Below are 21,778 nucleotides of genomic sequence, written 5' to 3' on the forward strand. Positions count from 1 at the left end.
GAATTATTATGGAAAATACATCAACATTATATTATGAATTTTTACCGACTGACGGTCAAAAAATAAACGTGAACCCAGATAAAACAGCATTACTAATCGTAGATATGCAACATCAGTTTATTAGCCGAGATGGATTAGATGCACAAGTTGCAAGAGAAAAGGGCATGTTTGAACAATGGGAATACTTCTTTAATCGTATCGACACTTTAACAATTCCGAACAATAAAAAACTTTTAGAGTTTTTCCGTACAAATAAATTAGAAGTAACATTTGGTCGTATTGCTTGCCATCATAAAGATGGACGAGATCGTTCTCCAGTACAACGACGTCCAGGTTGGAACAATATTTTATTGCCTATCGGTGACCCAGGAGCGGAGATGGTGGAGGAGCTAAAGCCACTTGATGATGAAATTGTAGTCAATAAAACGACAGATAGCGTATTAAGTGGAACGAATTATGAATTTTTACTGCGCAATATGGGCATTGAAACAGTAGTTTGTACAGGCGTTGTAACTGACCAATGTGTTGCTTCAACCGTTCGCAGCTTAGCTGACGCAGGCTTTGAAGTTATTTTAGTTGAAGATGCATGTGCAGCAGCAACGCAACAGCTTCATGATGCAGAAATTATGATTATGAATCAAATTTATTGCCAAGTGATGAGCACTGATGAAGTAATTGATTTAGTAACGGAAGAACTAGCAAAAAGCAACCCAGTGAATGTGTGAGAGGAAATAGACTATGAGTCAAACAGCCAATAATCATACACCACAGTTAAAGCGTGTTTTAACATTAAAAGATTTAGTCATATATGGTATTGCTTTTATGACACCGATTGCGCCAGCTTATATTTATGGCTTTGCAGCAGAGTCTACAGGCGGCATGTTGCCATTAGCCTACTTGATTGCGATGGTTGCCATGATGTTTTCTGCCTATAGTTACGGTCGAATGGCTGCTGTTTTTCCAAATGGAGGGTCCACTTATACATATACGCAACGTGCAATTAATCCGCATTTAGGTTTTTTTGCAGGGTGGGCAATGTTTATGGACTATGTTTTAGTGCCCCTCATTGTATTTATGGTAGGTGCTTCATATGCGAATGCCTTAATACCATCTGTTCCGTATTGGGTATGGGTCTTATTAATTGCAGGTATTATTACGACTGTAAATATTCTAGGGATTGGTATCGCTGCAAAAACAAATCAAATCCTCGTTATATTTATGGGAATTGTAGTCGTTATTTTCGTGATTTTTTGTGTAAAGACAATTGTTGGTGGGGAAAGTAGTACGTCGCTCTTTTCTGTTGTACCATTCTTCAACGATGAAAAATTCGTTATGTCTGCCATTATTTCTGGTGCAGCAATGGCCTGCTTTTCATTTTTAGGGTTTGATTCGATTACAACGCTTTCAGAAGAGGCAGTTAATCCAAAAGATGATATTTGGAAGGCAGCTATTTTAGCTTGTTTAATTGGAGGACTTATTTTTATTGGACAAGCTTATGTAGCACAGCTCGTATGGCCTGATGTGACAAACTTTAGCTCAGCTGATACGGCTCTATTTGATATAGCGGAAAAAGCAGGTGGTGCCGTTCTTGCAACGCTTTATACTGTTGCAATTATTGTATCGACAATAACAGCTGGTTTAACAGGTCAAGCAAGTGCATCTCGTTTAATGTTCAGTATGGGGCGTGATGAGGTACTTTCCAAAAAGTTTTTCACACATTTACATCCAAAATATCAAACACCAATATACAATATTTTATTAATGTGTGTCATTAGTGTTTTAGGAGCGCTGTTTTTATCAGCGAATTTCGTAGCAGAATTAATGAACTTTGGTGGTCTGACAGGATTTATGTTTGTTAACTTATCAGTAATCGTATATTACTTCTTCCGAAAAAAAGAAAAGAAAATAATTCGATACTTATTAATTCCAGGGTTAGGATTCGGTATTTGTTTCTACTTATTTATTAATTTATCACCGATGACATTGAAGATAGGCTTTTTGTGGCTAGCAATCGGTTTTATTTATGCTTTTATTACGACAAAAGGCTTCAAGAAGAAACCACCCACTTTTTCGGATTTATAAAATACCTTTGCAAGCAGACAACAACGTCGCAGAAAAAAGTGTTAGATTGATGTAAGCAATCTAACACTTTTTCTCTTTTGTCCCAAATTAATTTTGTTTAAGGAAGTCTTTATCCAAATACGCTGGATTCGGATATTTATAAAAACCTTCCCCTGAAGAAGCACCCATTTTCCCTAAATCAATATACTCTGCTTTAATTTTTTCCGCAATGATTTTTGCCATTGGATCTATTTCCGCTTTCATCATATTTAAGTTATATGGTGTCTCCATGCCAACTATATCTAAAAAGCCGAAAGGACCTAATGGTGAGCCTGTTGAAATCATCCAGTTTTTATCAATTGTATGTGGGTCTGCAATATCATTTGCCCAAAGCCCCATCCCAGCACTTAAAAAGGGAACAGATAATGTATTTAAAATATAGCCTGGTTGTTCTTTCTTTAAATGGAATGGAATCATGCCAATCGTACGTGCAAATTCAACGACTTGTTCCGTGTACTGTGGATCAGTACCAGCATGACCCATTATTTCGGCTGTATTGTTTTTCCAAATTGTATTTGCAAAATGTAATGCTAAAAACTTCTCAGGTCGTCCTGTAAATTGAGCAAACTGACTAGGTAGCAGTGTTGAAGAATTGGATGCGAAAACAGTTTTTGCTGGTGCTACTTTTGCTAATTGCGTATAAAATGATTGTTTAATTTCAATACGTTCTGGTACAGCTTCAATTACTAAATCTACATCAGATACTGCCTGTGCTAAATCTGTGTAAAACGAAAAGCTTGTTAACGCTTTAGCTGCACGTGCCGTATCGTTAAAATATTCTCCGTATGTGTTCGATAACGATTCCATACGCTGTTGCGCTGATGCAATAGCATCATCGTTAATGTCATATACATGCACTTCATATCCAGAAAATGCAGTTTGAAAGGCAATTTGACTTCCTAATACACCGCTACCTGCAACTAATATTTTTTTAAATTCCATATTTAATACCTCATTTCTTGATTCGAATACCCTTATATAAATAGTTGAACGAAATAACAAAATAAAGTTGTTACTTATAGAGTGTAAATGATAGAGTAAACGCAAAGATACCTGTAACTGAGGGTATATAATTTTTAATTAAACATGTAAATGTAGGTGTGCTATGACTAAAATAAACTTTCAATATGTATTGTTTCATAAAATTCATCATCAAGATATTGCCTATGCGTGGAATAAGCATTTGCAGTCTAGAAAAGAGTTAAGTGAGCAAGAAATTATTCAAATTGGTTATTGGTATCGTTCTTGGCTGACGTTTTTAAATGGTCAGTTAAAAAATAAAACGATCCAGCGGGAGGAGCTAATTAACTGGGCGACAATGCATAGTCGACTTTTACCAGAAAAATTGCTTACAACATTTCCTTCATTGTCTTATTCCGCTACTAAAGATGTACTTGTCCAAATTAAGCATCCATATACAGATGAAATGTTAATGTATCATGAAAAAGTCCTTGATGTATTACGTCTTATAAACAGCAAAGTAGTACAGTCTCCGATAAAGGCTGATATGAATATAGAGAGTTTGCTTAAGCTACAGCACTTTAGTAAATTGCTTATTCAATTAGATGGAGTAGATCATATGCCAACGATTTTAACGAAAGCACAGGAGAACTTCGGCTATCAACGAGTTACTTTTCATAGCTATAATCCTTGGCTCAATGAATTTTCAGGTGTATATGGCTCTGAGCTACACAAAGTACAAATGCTAAAAGGCAAGCTGGAAGATGAGCCCGTTTTTGCTATTAAGAAGCCACTCTTTTTAGAGCAACCAGCACCATATATAAATGCTATTGCAATTGAATTATTGAATATATCTACGATTATTTTTATTCCAATAAAGCAAAATGGACAATTATTTGGTTGGTTAACGTTTGACCAATGTGGAATGCCCTTTTCCTATAGTGAAGAAGAAATGCAACTACTAGAGGAAGCAGGGAACTTATTAGGTTGTTATTTTTCACGGACACGCAGTACACAGCGTCTATTGCATGACTTAAAGCTAACGGATAAAGACTTGGCAGTGCTATTTTTATTAGCAGAAGGATTTAGTAATAAAGAAATGGCAGAGCTTCTCGTTGTTAGTGAGTACACAATTCGTGATTACATACAAAAGCTACAAACGGTATTTAATGCAAAAAACCGTACACAAATCATTGCGACGGCTTTTCGAATGGCAGTTTTAGAATAAATGAAAGCTTTAAAGGAAAGAACGGACGAATCCTAAGAGAGGATTCGTTCAGACTATAGACAACCTCGAAGATTTTCGAGTTTGTCTATAGTCCTTTTTTTATTTAAAATTAATATAGAAGGGATGTCTCCTGCCGTTGATTTCTGCTGTGAACGGGCGCTTTCCGCGGGCACACCGTAAGCCGCAACCCTCGCTAGCGCGGTCTGTTGCGTCTTCCGTACTGTGTGTTCCAGCAGGAGTCGCCCGTCCTCCGCTCCAATCAACTGGTGTCAACACGCTCTTTCGAATGAAAAAGTTAAAATACAGTACAATTATTGCACTTATTAATATATCTGCTAGTCGTCTGCTATAGTCATTAATTAAACTTAGAGGTCTCCTGCCGTTGATTTCCGCTACGAACGGGCGCTTTCCGCTGGCACACCGTAAGCCGCAACCCTCGCTAGCGCGCGGTCTGTTGCGTCTTACGTACTGTGTGTTCCAGCAGGAGTCGCCCGTCCTCCGCTCCAATCAACTGGTGTCAACACGCTCTTTCGAATGAAAAAGTTAAAATACAGTACAATTATTGCACTTATTAATATATCTGCTAGTCGTCTGCTATAGTCATTAATTAAACTTAGAGGTCTACTACCGTTGATTTCCGCTACGAACGGGCGCTTTCCGCGGGCACACCGTAAGCCGCAACCCTCGCTAGCGCGCGGTCTGTTGCGTCTTCCGTACTGTGTGTTCCAGCAGGAGTCGCCCGTCCTCCGCTCCAATCAACGTGTAGGGCGCTTTATTTGATTCGTTTTCAAATATGATTAAAAAGTGACTCTGTCAATTCTCTTCTTATTTGCTTAATATGCATTTCCATAAGTTGTTTCGCTTGATTAGCATCGCCCGCTGCGATTGCTAAGTAAATTTCTTTATGTTCATCAATCGTTTCTTGTGTACGTTCCTGATCTTTCAAGCGTTGTGTTCGGGTAACTCTGATGGTATCTTGCATATGTTCGCTAAGGGTTTGGAATAATTGCGAGAATATCGAGTTATGTGAGGCGAGTACAATATTTATATGGAAACTTAAATCCGCTTGAATGCCTAATTCCACATCATTTTTTACTTGATTCATCATTTCCAATGCCTGTCCAATTCGTTCTAAATCTTCGGAAGTGGCACGTTGTGAAGCTAAAAAGGCACATTCGACTTCAAGTGTTTGACGGAGTTCTAACATTTCATATACTAATTTTTTTTCAGTTTTTAAAATGGTAGAGGAAAGCTCTTTGCCTATTGAAAGGCTTTCCTTTGTTTTAATAAAGCTGCCACTGCCTTGTTTAATTTCAATAATTCCTTTGATTTCAAGCTTGCGAAGTGCTTCCCTTACCGAAGTTCGACTGACATTAAAACGACTTGCTAATTCTCTTTCTGTCGGCAGTTTTTCTCCAGGCTGTAAATCTCCATTTAAAAAATATTCATTTATTTGATCAACAATTACTTGATAGGCTTTTTTCTTAGGTTGCAGCATTCTCTATGTCCTTCCCCTCAATTACCTAGTATTATAAACGCTTTAATCATACAGAAATACTTCATTGTTATCAATTAATGAAAATTAATAATAATTGATATTTTCAGAATATTAAGTATAATAATAATGGTTGGACCAATATAATAGTTTAATAAATTGGTATGACATGTTTGTTTTAAACAACGAAAAACATGAAGGAATGAGAGTAAAAAGGGGAGAAATAAATGATTGCAACAAATGAAGAATTAGTAAATGCTCTACGATGTGCTCTTTCAGAAAGCCAAGTAACGATCAATCAAACAATTTTAGAACAACATAGTAGTGATGAATCTTATCATAGTGTCAGTCTTCCAGATATCGTTGTGTTTCCAACAACGACGGATGAAGTGAGCAAAACAATAAACATAGCAAACCACTACAAAGTACCGATAGTACCATTCGGAAGGGGAACAAGCTTAGAAGGGCATGTAATCCCTTATGATCACGGGATAACGATTGATTTCTCTAATATGAACAAAATATTAGAAGTGAGGGAGAAGGATTTTCTCGTAAAAGTTCAACCAGGGGTAACGCGTTCTCAGTTGAATAAAGAGTTAAAAAAATACGGTTTGTTTTTCTCTGTCGATCCTGGAGCTGATGCAACGCTCGGAGGAATGGCAGCAACAAATGCCAGTGGAACAACATCAGTTAAATATGGAGTGATGCGCGATCAAGTTCGAGATTTAGAGGTCGTTCTATCAGATGGTGAGGTCATTCATACTGGGAATTTAGCAGAAAAATCATCTTCTGGCTATCATTTAAACGGTCTATTTGTCGGGTCAGAGGGAACGCTTGGATGCTTCACCGAATTGACGCTAAAAGTCTATGGGCTGCCTGAATATGAAATGGCCGCACGAGCTTCCTTCAAAACTGTCAATGATGCTGTCGAAGCAGTCGTAAGTATTTTGCAAGCGGGAATTCCAATTGCACGAGTGGAGCTAGTAGATGAACATTCGATAAAACAAGTGAACTTGCATAGTCATACAGCTTATGAGGAGCAACCAACATTATTTTTAGAGTTTCATGGAAATGAAGCTGGATTAAAGCAAGACGTTGAATTTATGAAAGAAATTGTAGCAGAGCACAATTGTGAAAATATTGAATTCGAGTCCGATAATGCAGCGCGCAATCAGTTGTGGGAAGCGCGTCATAATTTAGCCTACGCCTATGTTCATGGACACCCAGGAAAAAAACTTATGGTGACGGATGTTTGTTTACCGATTTCAGAGTTAGCAGGGGCTATTAAACATGCAAGAAATGCACTGAATTTGTTAGCCCTTACAGGTGGAATTGTGGGCCATGTTGGTGATGGCAATTTCCATGTTCTTTTAATGATTGATATGAATGATTTAGATGAAATAAAAAAAGCTGATGAATTCAATGAATTGATAGTAATGTATGCGCTTGAACGTGGAGGAACATGTACGGGAGAGCATGGTGTCGGTATTGGTAAACAAAAATACCAAGAGAAAGAACATGGCAAAGCATTGCTTGTGATGGAAAAGATTAAGCTAGCGCTCGATCCTGATGGACTTTTCAATCCAAATAAAATATTAAAAATAAAGAAATAGGGAGTGGAAATATGAAAATTTTAGAAGCCATTAGTACAATAGCGGGAAAATACTTTGCTGTATGGGTCATTTGTATAGCTGTTATTGCCTTTATAATTCCTGATCCATTTTTAATATTTGGAGGATATATAACGATTTTGCTAGGCATCGTTATGTTTGGTATGGGGCTGACGTTAAAGGCGGTTGATTTCAAACTGATTTTAACGAATCCTGTACCAGTTATCATTGGTGTATGTGCACAATATATAATTATGCCACTGACAGCCTTTTTAATAGCTTATATTATGAACTTACCTGCGGAATTAGCTGCGGGGCTAGTCCTTCTCGGTTCTGTCCCAGGAGGCACTGCTTCTAACGTTATGGTGTATTTAGCGAAAGGCAATGTACCGCTATCAATTACAATGACATCTTTTTCAACGTTATTAGCCCCAATTGCAACACCATTAATATTACTATTACTTGCAGGTAAATGGATGCCTGTAGATCCAATGGCAATGTTTACATCAATTATTCAAGTAATTATTTTGCCTATTATTTTAGGTATTGTTATAAGAAGAGTTGCTCCACAAGCTGTAGAAAAAAGCATCAACGTCATTCCTCTTATTTCAGTAGTTGCTATTATCATTATTGTTTCTGCAGTTGTTGCTGGCAATGTTGAGAGCATTGCTTCGGCTGGATTCATTATTTTTACGGCAGTAATGCTCCATAATGCATTCGGATTGCTGTTGGGCTATTTAACAGCACTTATGTTAGGACTGAATGAAAGTAATCGTCGAGCTATTTCTATAGAAGTAGGTATGCAAAACTCAGGTCTAGGGGTGGCGTTAGCGACTGCCCATTTTGGTCCATTAGCTGCCTTGCCTAGCGTCCTTGGTGCTGTATGGCATAATATTTCTGGTCCGATTTTAGCCACTTATTGGTCGAAAAAATCGGAAAACGTAGAGAATCAGCTTAGTAAAAACATACAAGAAAGTAACGTCGGAACACATATTTAACGTGGTTGCTTACAAATAATAATAACGGCGAAGAGAGCTAGCTTCATAAATAAAAGAACGAATTTCCGATGAAGGAATTCGTTCTTTTTTGTTTGTTAAGTGTCGATTTCTTTTATGACAAATCCTCTTGCAAAGGTGTTAAAAATTCGATTGAGACGCTCTGTCATTTCACCAGGTGTCGCATCAAAATCTTGGGCAATCCAGTCCAAAATCAAGCCAGCTGTCCCGTAAGCCATATAGCGCTTTTGGGAATAATCATCAACAACAGATACTCCGTAATGAATATCAAATTTTTCCTTGAGCAAATTAAAAATCGCTTCAGGTAGTTGCTGGTGTATGCGAGGCAACGTATCTTCTAACAGTAGCAATGTGAAGTAATCACGGTGATCGTAAATGTAATATAACAATTCAAAGGAGTTCGTTGTCAACTCCTGTACTTTCACACGACTATTACTTTCATACTTAGACATACTGTTATATTGAATAGCTTCAAACATTTCTTCCATTAACTCTTCCACAAGATCATCTATATTTTGATAGTACACGTAAAAGGTAGTTCGATTATATTGAGCATACTCAACAATGTCTTTCACAGTAACAGCACTAAATCCCTTTTTATGTACCAGATCAATAAATGCCTTTTTCAAAAAATGTTTTGTACGTAAAGCTTGATTGGAATTAGATTTCATCAAATTTATCTCCTACATTAGACAGATTGATAAAAAGTGTTGGTTTCTTCGACATTATAGCAAATATTAAGGATGGCTTACAGAAAGTCAAACCGATTAAACTATATATGTAACAACAATGTTTAGGGGAGGTACAAAAGATGAGATTTGAAAATAAAGTTGTCATTATTACAGGTGCTGCAGGAGGTATCGGTAAAGAGATTGCTCGCAAACTTGCAGGCGAAGGGGCTAAGTTAACATTAGTGGATTTAAATGAAGCTGCTGTGAAAGCGGTTGCAGAGGAACTTAACTTAGGTGAAGATCGTGTACTGACTTTAAAGGCAGATGTTTCAAAAGAAGCAGAAGTAAAAAATTATGTAGACCAAACGGTATTAAAATTTGGTCGCATTGATGGCTTTGCAAATAATGCAGGTGTTGAAGGGCCAGCAAAAATTTTAGAAGAAATAACTGAACAAGATTTCGATTTCGTATATAGCATTAACGTAAAAGGTGCTTTCTACGGATTAAAATATGTACTGCCAATTATGAAACAGCAAAAAGCAGGTTCAATTGTCAATACAGCCTCTGTCGCTGGATTAATCGGTTCGCCAAATATGATGTTATATAATTCGTCGAAGCATGCTCTAATGGGCATTAATAAAGTAGCTGCATTAGAAGCTGCTCCATATAATGTACGCGTAAATACAGTAAACCCTGGTGTTATTAATACACAAATGATGCGCCAGATTGAAGCAAAAGTTGCACCAGGTGCAGCAGAAGCAGCACAATCCGCATATCAAGAGGCAGTGCCAATGAAGCGATATGGTGAACCAAATGAAGTAGCCAATGTCATTGCATTTTTATTATCAGATGAAGCTTCTTATGTAAGTTCTTCATCTTACACAGTAGATGGGTCACTATATAATATTTAATAATGGAGGAAAATAATATGAAACGTTTTGAAGAGAAAGTAGTCATCGTAACAGGTGCAGGATCTGGTCTTGGACAAGCAGCAACACTTCAATTAGCAGAAGAAGGTGCTAAACTAGTATTAGTCGACTTGAATGAAGCAGGTTTAAAAGAAACTGAAGAAAAAGTGTTAGCCGTTTCACCACAGGCTGAACTGTTATTAATTGCAGCAAACGTAGCAGATGAAAATGCTGTCAAAGATTTTGTTGATGCGACTGTTGAGAAGTTCGGCAAAATTGACGGTTTCTTTAACAATGCAGGTATCGAAGGAAAACAAAATCTAACAGAAGACTTTGGGATTGATGAGTTCCAAAAAGTTGTGTCAATTAACTTAAATGGTGTTTTCTACGGTATGAAATACGTTTTAAAAGTAATGAAAGAACAAGGATCAGGGTCAATTGTCAATACAGCATCTGTAGGCGGTATTCGCGGTGTTGGAAATCAATCAGGCTACGCAGCGTCTAAACATGGTGTTGTCGGATTAACACGTAACTCGGCAATCGAATATGGACAATTTGGCGTTTCAATTAAAGCAATCGCACCAGGTGCCATAATGACACCAATGGTTGAGGGCTCTTTACGTCAAATTGGTGGAGATAATTGGGAAGAGGTAGGGAAAGAATTCGTTAAACCAAACCCAATGCGCCGCTTCGGTAAACCAGAAGAAGTTGGTTACTTAGTTGCCTTCCTTCTTTCAAACCAAGCAAACTTCATTAATGGTGTTGTAGTGCCAATCGATGGTGGACAATCTTATAAATACTAATGATGGTGGAGAGCTACGATAGCAATCTCCAATAGTAAGAAAGGTGAAATTGACTACGTTCAATTTCACCTTTCTCTTTTTTAAATTGTTTTAGCGAGGCATCGAAATACTGAAATAAATGCTAACTAACAATAAATACAGATAGTCAGATATTCGCCGTATGTACGGAGACGGAGCTATTTTGGGCTATCAGTAAGATGAGTAAGGAGCGCCTTTCATTACCAATTTGAGTGACTTTGGGTCAAATGTAATGAGTAAAACAGATTATATAAAGAAAAGAAATTTAAAACGATAAGGTCCTTTTTGTAGATGGGGAATTTTAAAAATAGGGACAAAGCATAATATGAGTAAGCTGTAATTAGAAAGAAAAACCTACAAAATTTTTGTTATTTTATAAATTTTTCTAAATATTTGTCGATATTTGTATTACACACGTCGATTAAACTTGGAGGTTATAAAATGGATATTAAAAATTTAGGAAATCAATTTATAGGTGGGGAATGGAGAGAAGGACAAAGTAATAGCCTTTTACATGACATAAATCCCTATTCAGATGAAGTCATAACAGAATTTAAATTAGCAAACGTTTCTGATATTGATTATGCATATCAAGCCGCGCAACAAGCGAAGCAAGAATGGGATAAAGTAAACCCATATAAAAAGCGTGATATTCTTGAAAATGCAGTGAAATATATTGAAGAAAACGAAGAGGCCATTACATCGATTATTATGGATGAATTAGGTGGGACAAGATTAAAGGCTGCTTTTGAAATTGGTCTTGTTAAGAATATTATTAAAGAGGCTGCAACATTCCCAATTCGTATGGAAGGTAAGATTTTACCTTCAACAATCGATGATGTAGAAAACAGACTATATCGCATTCCAGCAGGCGTTGTTGGCGTCATTAGTCCATTTAACTTCCCATTCTTTTTATCGATGAAATCTGTAGCACCTGCATTAGGTGCTGGGAACGCTGTTGTATTAAAACCTCATGAAGATACACCTATTACAGGTGGAACATTAATTGGAAAGATTTTTGAAGAAGCTGGTGTCCCAAAAGGATTAATGAATGTTGTTGTAACGGATATTAATGAAATCGGGGATGCATTTGTTGAGCATCCAATTCCAAGAATTATTTCCTTCACAGGCTCAACAAAGGTAGGAAGTTACATTGGTCAAGTAGCGATTAAAAATTTCAAAAAGCCATTATTAGAGTTAGGTGGCAATAGTGCATTTATCGTATTAGAAGATGCAGATATGGATTACGCAGTTGGTGCTGCGACATTTAGTCGATTCACACACCAAGGGCAAATTTGTATGTCAGCAAACCGCATTTTAGTGCAGAAATCGATCTACAATGAGTTCCTTGACAAGTATGTAGCGAAAGTTTCTTCACTGAAAGTTGGTGATCCAAGAGATCCTGAAACAATCATTGGCCCAGTCATTAATGATCGCCAAGCAGCTAACCTAGAAGCAATGATTGAAAAAGGCATTGCTGAAGGTGCGAAAGCCGTTATTAAAGGTAATATTAAAGGTAGAATGGTAGAGCCAACGATTTTAGCAGATGTAACAACAGACATGAGTGTGGCACAAGAAGAGCTATTTGGCCCAGTTGTTTGTGTTATTCCATTCGAAACGGAAGAAGAAGCTATTCAAATCGCAAATGATACTCGTTTTGGATTAAGCGGTGCAATTCATACGGCTAACCTTGAACGTGGTGTAGAAATGGCTAAGAAAGTACATACAGGTATGATTCATGTAAATGATTTAACAATTAATGATGAACCAAATGTTGCATTTGGTGGCGAAAAACAATCAGGTATCGGTCGCTTAAACGGAGAATGGAGCCTTGAGGAGTTTACAACTTTAAAATGGATTTCTGTAAACTATAGCAAAAGAATTTTACCTTATTAAGGACAAAGGGGTCGGAAAATATGCAAGAAGCAGATGTAATTAGTGCGTTTATTAAAGTAGCTCCTTTGTTAAACGGGCTTATTCAAGACGATATTACGGTAGGCATTTACGATACTGAGAAACTAATCATTAATATTCCAGCGAAGACATTCGCTTTAAATGTTACGCCAGGGGATCCACTTGTTGAAGGTGATGTCATCACAAATGCGATTAAAGCGAATAAATCTTTATCAGCAGTTATACCGAAAGAATTATTCGGCTTCCCACTTGTTGCAAGAGCTATCCCGCTTCACGATAGTACTGGGAAAGTAATTGGTGGGGTAGGCATTGGAACAAGTTTGGAAAAAGCTCATAAACTATTTGAAATGGCTGAAAGTTTCTCTGCGATTGTAGAGCAAACGGCCGCTTCTATTGAAGAAATTAGTGGCTCAGTAGGCAATTTATCCGACCGCGTGAAAGATATGACCTCTTCAATGAAAGATGTGAGTTCAAGTGCGGAGGAAATTGGTCAGATTTCTTCTGTAGTCAAAGGAATTTCAGATCAGAGTAATTTATTAGGTTTAAATGCGGCAATTGAGGCTGCACGTGCAGGCGAACAGGGTAAAGGATTTGCAGTAGTGGCCGATGAAATACGTAAGCTTGCTACAAATTCGAAGCAAAATGCAGATCAAATTAATCATATTACAAAAAATATTCAACAGCTTCTAAAAGTGTTAAATCAATCATTTGCAGAAGTCAACACATTAACAGATACGCAATCGGGTTCAATCTACGAGTTTTCTTCAACGATTCAAGAAATAAGCTTGAAAGCTCAACAATTAGCACAATTTGCTGAAGAGATTTTATACGATAAGGAAAAAAAATAGAGAGAAATTTTAAAGATTAAAGATGTGCTCAAGGAAGAGCGTGTCTTTAATCTTTTTTCATTATCCCATATGCTGCTGTTTAATATATGAATTGTGAAAAACGTAATTACCTGTAGAAAAATTATTTGATGATAAAAAAAGCTCAGTTTTACTATAGCAGGAATTTGACCAACTGAAACTACCAACACATAGTATGAGGCTGTGGAGTGGTTGAATATAAGCGAGATGAAAAGGGAAATTTACCCCCGCAAATGTTAGTAAAAACTAACGTTTGCGGGGTGTTTTTATGGCAGGGTTTCCAGTAATAGTGAGGGACGAAACTTATTCACTTGCAATATCGTCTACAACTTGACAGAAGTATGAAAACGGGAGTATTATACATTAGCTGCCGAAAAAAAGCTATAGTGAAGTAATAATTTTCCGAAATTTATACTTATAATCTAATCTAGATTAATTTTAAATAAGTAATAGGTAGGTGCAAAAATGAAAAATCTAGTAAGTAAAAACTTTATAAACAAATTTTTAGGGATTTATATATTAGCTGTTTTAATGTTATGGGTTAAAACATATATCACTCAAACAGCACAGTTTGATTTAGGTGTAGAAGGAGCACTTCAACATTTCCTTTTACTATTAAATCCGCTAGGTTCAGCAATGCTATTCCTAGGGTTCTCATTTTTATTTAAAGGAAAGAAAAAATATACTTCACTCGTTGTAATTTACACGCTTATGTCTATTCTTTTATATGCAAATGTTGTTTATTACAGATTCTTTAGTGATTTCATTACATTACCGACAATCTTCCAAACACAGAACTTTGGCGATTTAGGTGGTAGTATTCTTTCTTTATTAAAACCTTATGATATTTTGTTCTTTGTCGATGTATTGGTCATGATATTCCTACGTTTCTCAAGAAAAGTAGGAAAAGAAACAACTCGTGTTGAATACAAAAAAGCATTCGCAATTATTGCTTTTGCGTTAGTTGTATCAGTTGTAAATTTAGGATTAGCGGAATCTAGTCGTCCGCAACTGTTATCTCGTGGTTTTGATAGAAACTATATTGTGAAATATCTAGGAATGTATAACTACACTATTTATGACACAGTAGAAACGATGAAGGCATCTTCAGAGAGAGCATTGGCAGATAGTAGTGATATTACAGAAGTAATTAACTATACAAAATCTAACTATGCCAACCCTAATCCAAAATATTTTGGTGCGGCAAAAGGAATGAACGTTATCTATTTACATTTAGAATCATTCCAAAACTTCCTAATCGACTATAAATTAAATGGTCAAGAAGTTACACCATTTTTAAATTCATTAGCAAAAGATCAAAATACATTGTACTTTGATAATTTCTTCCATCAAACAGGACAAGGTAAAACATCTGATGCGGAATTTATGTTAGAAAACTCTTTATTCGGATTACCACAAGGTTCTGCTTATATTACGAAAGCACAAAATACGTACCAAGCAGCACCAAGTATTTTAAAAAATTATGGTTATACTTCAGCTGTCTTCCACGGCAACAACGGAAGCTTCTGGAACCGAAATGTCATTTATAAATCATTTGGCTTCGACAAGTTTTATGATGCTAGTTATTATGATACAGCCTCTTCAGATAACATGGCTGAATATGGTTTATTAGATAAACCATTCTTTGAACAATCTCAAAGTCTTTTAAGTTCTTTACCACAACCGTTTTATACAAAGTTAATTACGGTAGGGAATCACTATCCATATAAAATGAATCAAGACTTAGTAACAATCGATAAAGCTACTACTGGAGATGCAAGTGTAGATAATTATTTCCAAACTGCACGTTATGCAGATGAAGCAATCGAGCAGATGTTCAATCAACTAAAAGAATCAGGCTTATACGATAATACGATGATTGTTCTTTATGGGGACCATTATGGTATTTCAGATAATCATAATGCGGCGATGGAACAAGTTATGGGTAAAGAAATTACACCATATGAAAGTGCTAATTTACAACGCGTACCACTATTCATCCATGTGCCAGGAATGCAAGGTGAAACAAACCATACTTATGGTGGACAAACTGACCTTCTTCCAACATTATTACACTTACTTGGAATTGATACGCAAAACTATGTTCAATTTGGTTCAGACTTATTATCAGAAGAGCACAATGAAATTGTACCATTTAGAAATGGTGATTTTGTAAGTCCTTCGATTTATTCAATTAATGAAAAATATTATGATAACAAAACAGGTTTACTATTAGATGATAGTCAATTAGAGTCTGCGAAAGCTATGAAAAAAGAAGTAGACTTTAAATTAGGCTTATCTGATAAAGTAGTGAATGGAGATTTATTGAGATTTTATACACCTACAGGATTCACGCCAGTAGATCCGTCTAAGTTTAACTACAACAAAGATGAGAGTGTAGAATCTAAATAATGACTAGAGGGCAGTTCAAGAAGAGGTATTAGATATTAAAGCGTTTATAATAAGACTGCTTTAGGATATCTTCCCGTCTACTTGAATGGCCCTTTTTTATATGAATACACACGGGGCTCTTCCTATTTTAATTTTCGTGAAAGCATAAAAAGCAGACGGTTTAAAAGTGCAAACATGCATTTCTAATTGGCTATCTGCTTTTATTTCTAAGTATCAAAATAAATCAAAATGAAAATCTAGTTAAAGATGAATCTGTGTGAAGATAAATTAAAAAAGCTAGGTTATACTATAATAATGACTTGCCTACTTGAACTTACAACATGGCATAACTGTGTAACAAGTAGAAGCATTATAGGGAGCAGAATGGAATAGTGTCTCCCATTATGAGAGGATTTGAAGGATATGACAGATAATTTTTGGCGGGATTTACCGCGACCATTTTTTGTACTTGCACCAATGGAAGATGTGACAGATGTCGTGTTTCGTCATGTAGTAAGTAAAGCAGGTAGACCAGATGTATTTTTCACAGAGTTTACTAACTCGGATAGCTATTGCCACCCTGAGGGTCAGAAAAGTGTGCGAGGTCGTCTACTTTTCACTGAAGATGAACAGCCAATGGTTGCACATATATGGGGAGACAATCCTGAATATTTCCGTCAAATGAGTATTGGAATGGCAGAGCTAGGCTTCAAAGGCGTAGACATTAACATGGGCTGTCCTGTACCAAATGTGGCAACGAGAGGAAAGGGTAGCGGTCTAATTTTACGCCCAGACGTTGCTGCGGAGCTAATCGAAGCAGCTAAAGCGGGCGGCCTGCCTGTAAGTGTAAAAACAAGACTAGGTTTCACTGAAGTAGATGAGTGGAAAGAATGGCTAACACATATTTTAAAGCAAGATATTGCCAATCTTTCTATCCATCTTCGTACGAGAAAAGAAATGAGTCAAGTAGACGCTCACTGGGAGCTAATTCCAGAAATAAAGAAATTGCGCGATGATATTGCACCTAATACACTTCTAACAATCAATGGGGACATTCCTGACCGTGAAACGGGCATGAAGCTTGTTGAACAATATGGTGTTGATGGGGTTATGATTGGTCGAGGTATTTTTAAAAATCCGTTTGCTTTTGAAAAAGAGCCGAAAGAACATAGTAGTAAGGAATATTTAGATCTTTTAAGATTACAGCTTGATCTTCAAGACAAATATTCGGAGGAGCTACCACGTTCAGTTACAGCACTACATCGCTTCTTCAAAATCTATGTTAAAGGATTCCGCGGAGCGAGCGAATTAAGAAATCAATTGATGAATACAAAGACAACAGATGAAGTACGCGCATTGCTTGATAGGTTTGAATAAAACGTGTGCCAGTCACTCAAACAATTTTGAATTGTTTGAGTGACTGGCACCTTTTTTTTCTTGACAAAAAATCACGTTTTTAATATATAATTGATAATGATTATCAATATCAATGAGGAGGTAATTTTAATGCTTTGTGCAATAAATAAATCGGGAGTTTTTTTAACATCTTTGTTTATTTTGTTGCTGTCAACAGTATTGTTTGGTTGTACAAAAGCTAATGAGGAGACTACACCTGCAACGGGTAAGAGCGAAGAGGTAAAAAATATACTGACGATGGCTTGGCCAAGAGATGTAGGTGAAATGAATCCACATGTTTATAACCCTACTCAATTATTTGCCCAGTCGATGGTGTATGAACCATTAGTAAGCTATCAAAGCGGTGGTGAGTTAAAACCGCATCTTGCCGAGGCGTGGGATGTGTCTGAAGATGGAAAAGTTTATACATTTCAACTTCGTAAAGACGTAAAGTTTTCTGATGGATCAGATTTTAATGCAGAAATTGTGAAAAAGAATTTTGATACGATTATGAACAATCTCCAATTACATAGTTGGTTGGGTTTTCTTTCTAAAATAGAGCGTACGGACGTAAAGGACGAAAATACGTTTCAAATAACATTAACCGAGCCGTATTATCCAACAATCCAGGAATTAGCCGTCGTTCGACCTGTTCGCTTTTTAGCTGAGGCTGGATTCCCGAAAGATTCCGATACTTCAAAAGGTGTTGAGCAAGCAATAGGTACTGGCCCGTGGATTTTGGATGAACATAAGGTTGATGAGTATGCAGTGTACAAACGGAACGACAATTATTGGGGTGAAAAGCCAAAAGTGGAGAAAATAATGGTGAAAGTCATTCCTGATACAGAAACAAGGGTACTTGCCTTTGAAAAAGGTGAGGTAGATTTAATTTTCGGTGAAGGGGTTATTAGTTTAGATTCCTTCTTACAATTACAATCGACTGGTAAATATAACACTAGTATTTCAGAGCCAGTTGCAACGAGATTATTGGTGATGAATACAAAGGTAGAGCAGCTGTCTGATGAGCGTGTTCGCCAGGCTTTACATTATGGGTTTAATAAAGAATTAATGGTTGAAGGAATTTCCTCAGGTTTAGAAAAAGTAGCAGATCGTATTTTATCAACGAATTTTCCGTATACATCCAACATTGAAGTGAAGTCGATTCAATATGATGTTGAAAAAGCCAAGTCTTTATTAGACGAAGCAGGCTGGATCCTTCCAGAGGGCAAAACAATCCGAGAAAAAGATGGACAACAGCTTGAAGTGGAAATAATGTACAATTCTGCGGAAACGATTCAAAAAGTAATGGCGGAAACGCTGCAATCAGAATGGACTGCCATCGGTGTGAAATTAAATATTGTGCCGCTAGAATTGGCAGAACAAATTCAAAGATTCAAAGATAATAATTTTGCAATTAATTTCTTTAGTAACTATGGTGCTCCTTATGATCCGCATACATTTATTAATATTGTCGCAACAGAAGGCTTTGGATTTAGTGAAGCCATATCTGCTTATCCGAACAAAGATGAATTGCTAAAACAAATGACAGAAGTTCCTAAAACTACAGATGAAAAAGAGCGTCAACAATTATACGCAGCTATTTTATCATCTCTACAAGATCAAGGAGCTCTTGTTCCTATTTCCTATTTAAGCCAGACAGCGGTCTATCAAAAGAACGTCTCAGACTTCACATTCCCTGCTAATCGAGACGAGCACCCATTCACAGGAATTATCATTAAATAGTGAGCTAGGGGGATTTGATGGGTACTTATATACTTAAACGAATTACGTCGATTATTCCCGTTTTTCTTTTGGCTACTCTTCTTACATCTGGAATGATCCACCTTTCGCCTGTGGATCCTGCTGAGGCGTATTTAGCAGCAGCTCATATTCAACCAACAGATGAAATATTAGCTCAAAAAAGACAAGAATTTGGCTTAGATCAACCATTTTATAAACAGTATATAAACTCTATTATAAAAATAATTCAGCTGGATTTTGGTAACTCATATGTTTCGAAAATGCCTGTTTGGGACGAGGTTACATCTAAAATACCAGCCACTCTTCAGCTAGCTCTAGGAAGTTTATTAATAGCGGTGGTGTGCAGTGTTCCACTTGGGTTCTTAGCGGGTGTAAAGAAGAACAGCGTGATTGATTATATTAGTCGCTTACTTTCGTATATGGGAGCATCGATTCCTTCTTTTTGGCTAGGATATATATTGATTTTTTTCTTTTCTGTCAAACTGAATCTATTTCCAGTGGAGGGCATTGGGACATGGCAGCATCTTGTTCTGCCCTCCATTACATTAGCTGTCCCTTTAGTGGCGATGTATACAAGGCTGTTGCGTGCAAGTGTATTAGAAAATTTACAGGAGCCATATGTATTATTCGCTCGGACGAGGGGGATAAAAGAAACAATCATTATGGCAAAGCATGTTTTAAGGATTGCGATTTCTCCAATGATTACTGGATTAGGAATAAATCTTGGAAAACTTTTAACTGGTGCAATTATCGTTGAAACGGTGTTTTCTTGGCCAGGGTTTGGTCGCTATTTTATTGAAGCAATCTTAAATCGTGATATACCGATTATTCAGTGCTATGTATTAATTGCCGCTTGTTTATTTATTATTAGCAATTTAATCGTAGACCTTATTCAAATGTATATTGACCCCCGTATTTCAAGGAAAGAAGGGCGTCTTCAATGAGAATAAGAATACGTACATTGTTGAAACATCAGAAAGCAATTACTATTTGTTCAATTATGTTAGCTATCCTATTTATTATCTCAATCTTAGCTCCTTGGATAGCACCAAATGATCCTGTTGCGGTTAATTTAGCTTTTAAGCTACAATCACCATCTTGGCAGTTTCCGTTAGGAACAGATCATTTAGGAAGATGTAACTTGTCACGGATATTATATGGTGCCCGCATTTCATTGGGCTTTGCTATTCTTATTTTTATTTCTTCATTAGTTATTGGTTTAATAGTAGGAACCATTTCAGGTTATAAGGGCGGATGGATCGACTATATATTGATGAGATTATGTGATGGTATTTTGGCATTTCCCAATCTCATTCTTATTCTTGGCTTAGTGGGCATATTTGGCCCAGGTCTCCCACAAGTAATTTTAGCGTTAATGCTTGTGCAATGGGTTTATTACGCCCGAATTTTCCGAGGAATGGTCCTTAGTCTGAAGGAGCAGAACTTTGTTGCAGCTGCAAAAATTAGTGGCTCTTCGCAACCAAAAATAATTAAAAAGCATATTATTCCTAATGTTCTTCCGCCACTAGTAGTAATTGGTACATTAGAAATTGGCTGGGCTATTATCGACATATCGGCGCTATCCTTTTTAGGCTTTGGGGTACAACCTCCTTTACCAGAATGGGGAGCGATGATTCATGAGGGCAAAGCATATATTCGGACAAATCCTGAATTAATGCTGTATCCAGGCTTGAGCATTATGCTTGTGATAATTACTTTTAATGTATTAGGAGAAGCTTTAGCGGAACGTTACGGTATTAAACGAAGATTTTAAAAAGGAATGAGAAGGTTTGGAAGCTGAACAAAGCAAGGTATTAGATGTAAAAAATTTATATGTCAAAGTTAAAACCCAAAATGGCGATGCTATCCTCGTTCGAGATATAAATTTTGAATTGAATCGCGGGAGAATACTTGGACTTGTTGGGGAAAGTGGAAGCGGTAAAACAATCACCAGTATGTCTATTCTTCAACTTTTGGATAAGAAGACAACTACCATTGTTGGGAGCGTTGCACTACAAGGAAGAGAACTGAATGGCTTAAATGAGAAAGAAATGCGAAAAATACGTGGTAAGGATATAGCATTTATTATGCAAAATCCTATGAATGCTTTTACACCTGTTTTTACTATCGGTCATCAGCTAATTGAAACAATACGCTCTCATACAAAGTGGAGTAAAAAACAAGCTAGAGAGCTTGCTATTGAGGCTTTGCAACATGTGAACTTACCTAATCCTGTAAATATTTTAAAACTGTATCCTTTTCAATTAAGTGGCGGTATGTTGCAGAGGGTGATGATTGCTACTGCTGCATGCTTACACCCAGCTGTTATTATTGCAGATGAACCAACAACTGCTCTTGATGTAAACAATCAGAAGAAGGTATTGCATCATTTAGATCAAATTCGGTCTGAATATGGCTCAGCGATTTTATTAATTTCTCATGATTTAGGTGTTATTTCAGAAATGGCCGATGAAGTAGTAGTTATGCAAAACGGCAAAATAGTCGAACAGGCTGATGTGTTCCAATTATTTAATAAGCCACAGTCTGACTACACGAAGAGGCTATTAAATGCGCGATCAATTTTTCATTTAGATGAATAAGTTTGGTTCTTGAATGAATAA

General features: G+C 36.7%; 18 protein-coding genes. 15 read left to right on the forward strand and 3 right to left on the reverse strand.

Going from position 1 to position 21,778, the window contains the following annotated elements; genetic code table 11:
* Nucleotides 1-8 precede the first annotated feature (8 nt).
* Together JNUCC52_RS16565 and JNUCC52_RS16570 are read left to right on the forward strand one after the other, a co-directional pair.
* Nucleotides 9-725 carry a cysteine hydrolase family protein gene (locus JNUCC52_RS16565; RefSeq protein ID WP_173479634.1) on the forward strand — a complete coding sequence of 239 codons (717 nt, stop codon included), beginning with the start codon at nt 9-11 and terminating at the stop codon, nt 723-725.
* Nucleotides 726-738: 13 nt separating this feature from the next.
* Nucleotides 739-2,082, forward strand: a complete 1,344-nt coding sequence (locus tag JNUCC52_RS16570) for an APC family permease (protein WP_337980366.1) — start codon at nt 739-741, stop codon at nt 2,080-2,082.
* Nucleotides 2,083-2,169: 87 nt separating this feature from the next.
* On the opposite strand, the gene JNUCC52_RS16575 is transcribed toward JNUCC52_RS16570, so the two are convergent.
* The gene (locus tag JNUCC52_RS16575; RefSeq protein ID WP_337980367.1) at nt 2,170-3,063 is read right to left on the reverse strand and encodes a 3-hydroxyacyl-CoA dehydrogenase; all 894 of its coding nucleotides are present in this window, start codon (nt 3,061-3,063) and stop codon (nt 2,170-2,172) included.
* A gap of 163 nt (nt 3,064-3,226) precedes the next feature.
* Between JNUCC52_RS16575 and JNUCC52_RS16580 the strand changes: the two genes are divergently transcribed.
* The gene (locus JNUCC52_RS16580; RefSeq protein WP_337980368.1) at nt 3,227-4,309 is read left to right on the forward strand and encodes a LuxR C-terminal-related transcriptional regulator; all 1,083 of its coding nucleotides are present in this window, start codon (nt 3,227-3,229) and stop codon (nt 4,307-4,309) included.
* A gap of 787 nt (nt 4,310-5,096) precedes the next feature.
* Here the strand turns inward: JNUCC52_RS16580 and JNUCC52_RS16585 are convergent.
* On the reverse strand, nt 5,097-5,807 hold the full coding sequence (locus tag JNUCC52_RS16585) for a FadR/GntR family transcriptional regulator (RefSeq protein WP_173479632.1): 711 nt from the start codon (nt 5,805-5,807) through the stop codon (nt 5,097-5,099).
* Nucleotides 5,808-6,031: 224 nt separating this feature from the next.
* Here JNUCC52_RS16585 and JNUCC52_RS16590 point away from each other — a divergent pair, with 224 nt between their 5' ends.
* Nucleotides 6,032-7,417, forward strand: coding sequence for an FAD-binding oxidoreductase (locus JNUCC52_RS16590; RefSeq protein ID WP_173479631.1), 1,386 nt, complete (start codon nt 6,032-6,034; stop codon nt 7,415-7,417).
* A gap of 11 nt (nt 7,418-7,428) precedes the next feature.
* A complete protein-coding gene (locus JNUCC52_RS16595; protein ID WP_173479630.1) occupies nt 7,429-8,412 on the forward strand; it encodes a bile acid:sodium symporter family protein in 984 nt (327 codons plus the stop codon).
* A 95-nt stretch (nt 8,413-8,507) separates the two neighbouring features.
* On the opposite strand, the gene JNUCC52_RS16600 is transcribed toward JNUCC52_RS16595, so the two are convergent.
* Nucleotides 8,508-9,101: a TetR/AcrR family transcriptional regulator gene (locus JNUCC52_RS16600; protein WP_173479629.1), complete on the reverse strand. Its 594-nt coding sequence runs from the start codon at nt 9,099-9,101 to the stop codon at nt 8,508-8,510.
* 140 nt (nt 9,102-9,241) lie between these two features.
* Between JNUCC52_RS16600 and JNUCC52_RS16605 the strand changes: the two genes are divergently transcribed.
* The 10 genes from JNUCC52_RS16605 to nikD all read left to right on the forward strand — a co-directional run bounded on the left by JNUCC52_RS16605 (nt 9,242) and on the right by nikD (nt 21,757).
* Complete coding sequence (locus JNUCC52_RS16605; RefSeq protein ID WP_173479628.1) at nt 9,242-10,012, forward strand: SDR family NAD(P)-dependent oxidoreductase; 771 nt, start codon at nt 9,242-9,244, stop codon at nt 10,010-10,012.
* 17 nt (nt 10,013-10,029) lie between these two features.
* The gene (locus JNUCC52_RS16610; protein WP_173479627.1) at nt 10,030-10,812 is read left to right on the forward strand and encodes a glucose 1-dehydrogenase; all 783 of its coding nucleotides are present in this window, start codon (nt 10,030-10,032) and stop codon (nt 10,810-10,812) included.
* A gap of 459 nt (nt 10,813-11,271) precedes the next feature.
* On the forward strand, nt 11,272-12,726 hold the full coding sequence (yfmT, locus tag JNUCC52_RS16615) for a benzaldehyde dehydrogenase (RefSeq protein ID WP_173479626.1): 1,455 nt from the start codon (nt 11,272-11,274) through the stop codon (nt 12,724-12,726).
* 20 nt (nt 12,727-12,746) lie between these two features.
* Nucleotides 12,747-13,592: a methyl-accepting chemotaxis protein gene (locus tag JNUCC52_RS16620; protein WP_173479625.1), complete on the forward strand. Its 846-nt coding sequence runs from the start codon at nt 12,747-12,749 to the stop codon at nt 13,590-13,592.
* Nucleotides 13,593-14,075: 483 nt separating this feature from the next.
* Nucleotides 14,076-16,022: a lipoteichoic acid synthase gene (gene ltaS, locus JNUCC52_RS16625; protein ID WP_337980369.1), complete on the forward strand. Its 1,947-nt coding sequence runs from the start codon at nt 14,076-14,078 to the stop codon at nt 16,020-16,022.
* A 402-nt stretch (nt 16,023-16,424) separates the two neighbouring features.
* Nucleotides 16,425-17,378, forward strand: a complete 954-nt coding sequence (locus tag JNUCC52_RS16630) for a tRNA dihydrouridine synthase (RefSeq protein ID WP_139860058.1) — start codon at nt 16,425-16,427, stop codon at nt 17,376-17,378.
* Between the two features lie 129 nt (nt 17,379-17,507).
* Nucleotides 17,508-19,139, forward strand: coding sequence for a nickel ABC transporter substrate-binding protein (gene nikA, locus JNUCC52_RS16635; RefSeq protein ID WP_337980370.1), 1,632 nt, complete (start codon nt 17,508-17,510; stop codon nt 19,137-19,139).
* A gap of 17 nt (nt 19,140-19,156) precedes the next feature.
* Nucleotides 19,157-20,101 carry a nickel ABC transporter permease subunit NikB gene (gene nikB / locus JNUCC52_RS16640; RefSeq protein ID WP_337980371.1) on the forward strand — a complete coding sequence of 315 codons (945 nt, stop codon included), beginning with the start codon at nt 19,157-19,159 and terminating at the stop codon, nt 20,099-20,101.
* Nucleotides 20,098-20,931 (forward strand): nickel ABC transporter permease subunit NikC, encoded by an 834-nt coding sequence (gene nikC, locus JNUCC52_RS16645; protein ID WP_337980372.1) that lies wholly within the window; start codon nt 20,098-20,100, stop codon nt 20,929-20,931. The genes nikB and nikC overlap by 4 nt, the downstream gene beginning before the upstream one ends.
* 16 nt (nt 20,932-20,947) lie before the next feature.
* Entirely contained in the window at nt 20,948-21,757 is an 810-nt protein-coding gene (nikD, locus tag JNUCC52_RS16650) for a nickel import ATP-binding protein NikD (RefSeq protein WP_337980373.1), read from the forward strand.
* Nucleotides 21,758-21,778 lie beyond the last annotated feature (21 nt).

Source organism: Lysinibacillus sp. JNUCC-52, from assembly GCF_015999545.1.
Lineage (GTDB): Bacteria > Bacillota > Bacilli > Bacillales_A > Planococcaceae > Lysinibacillus.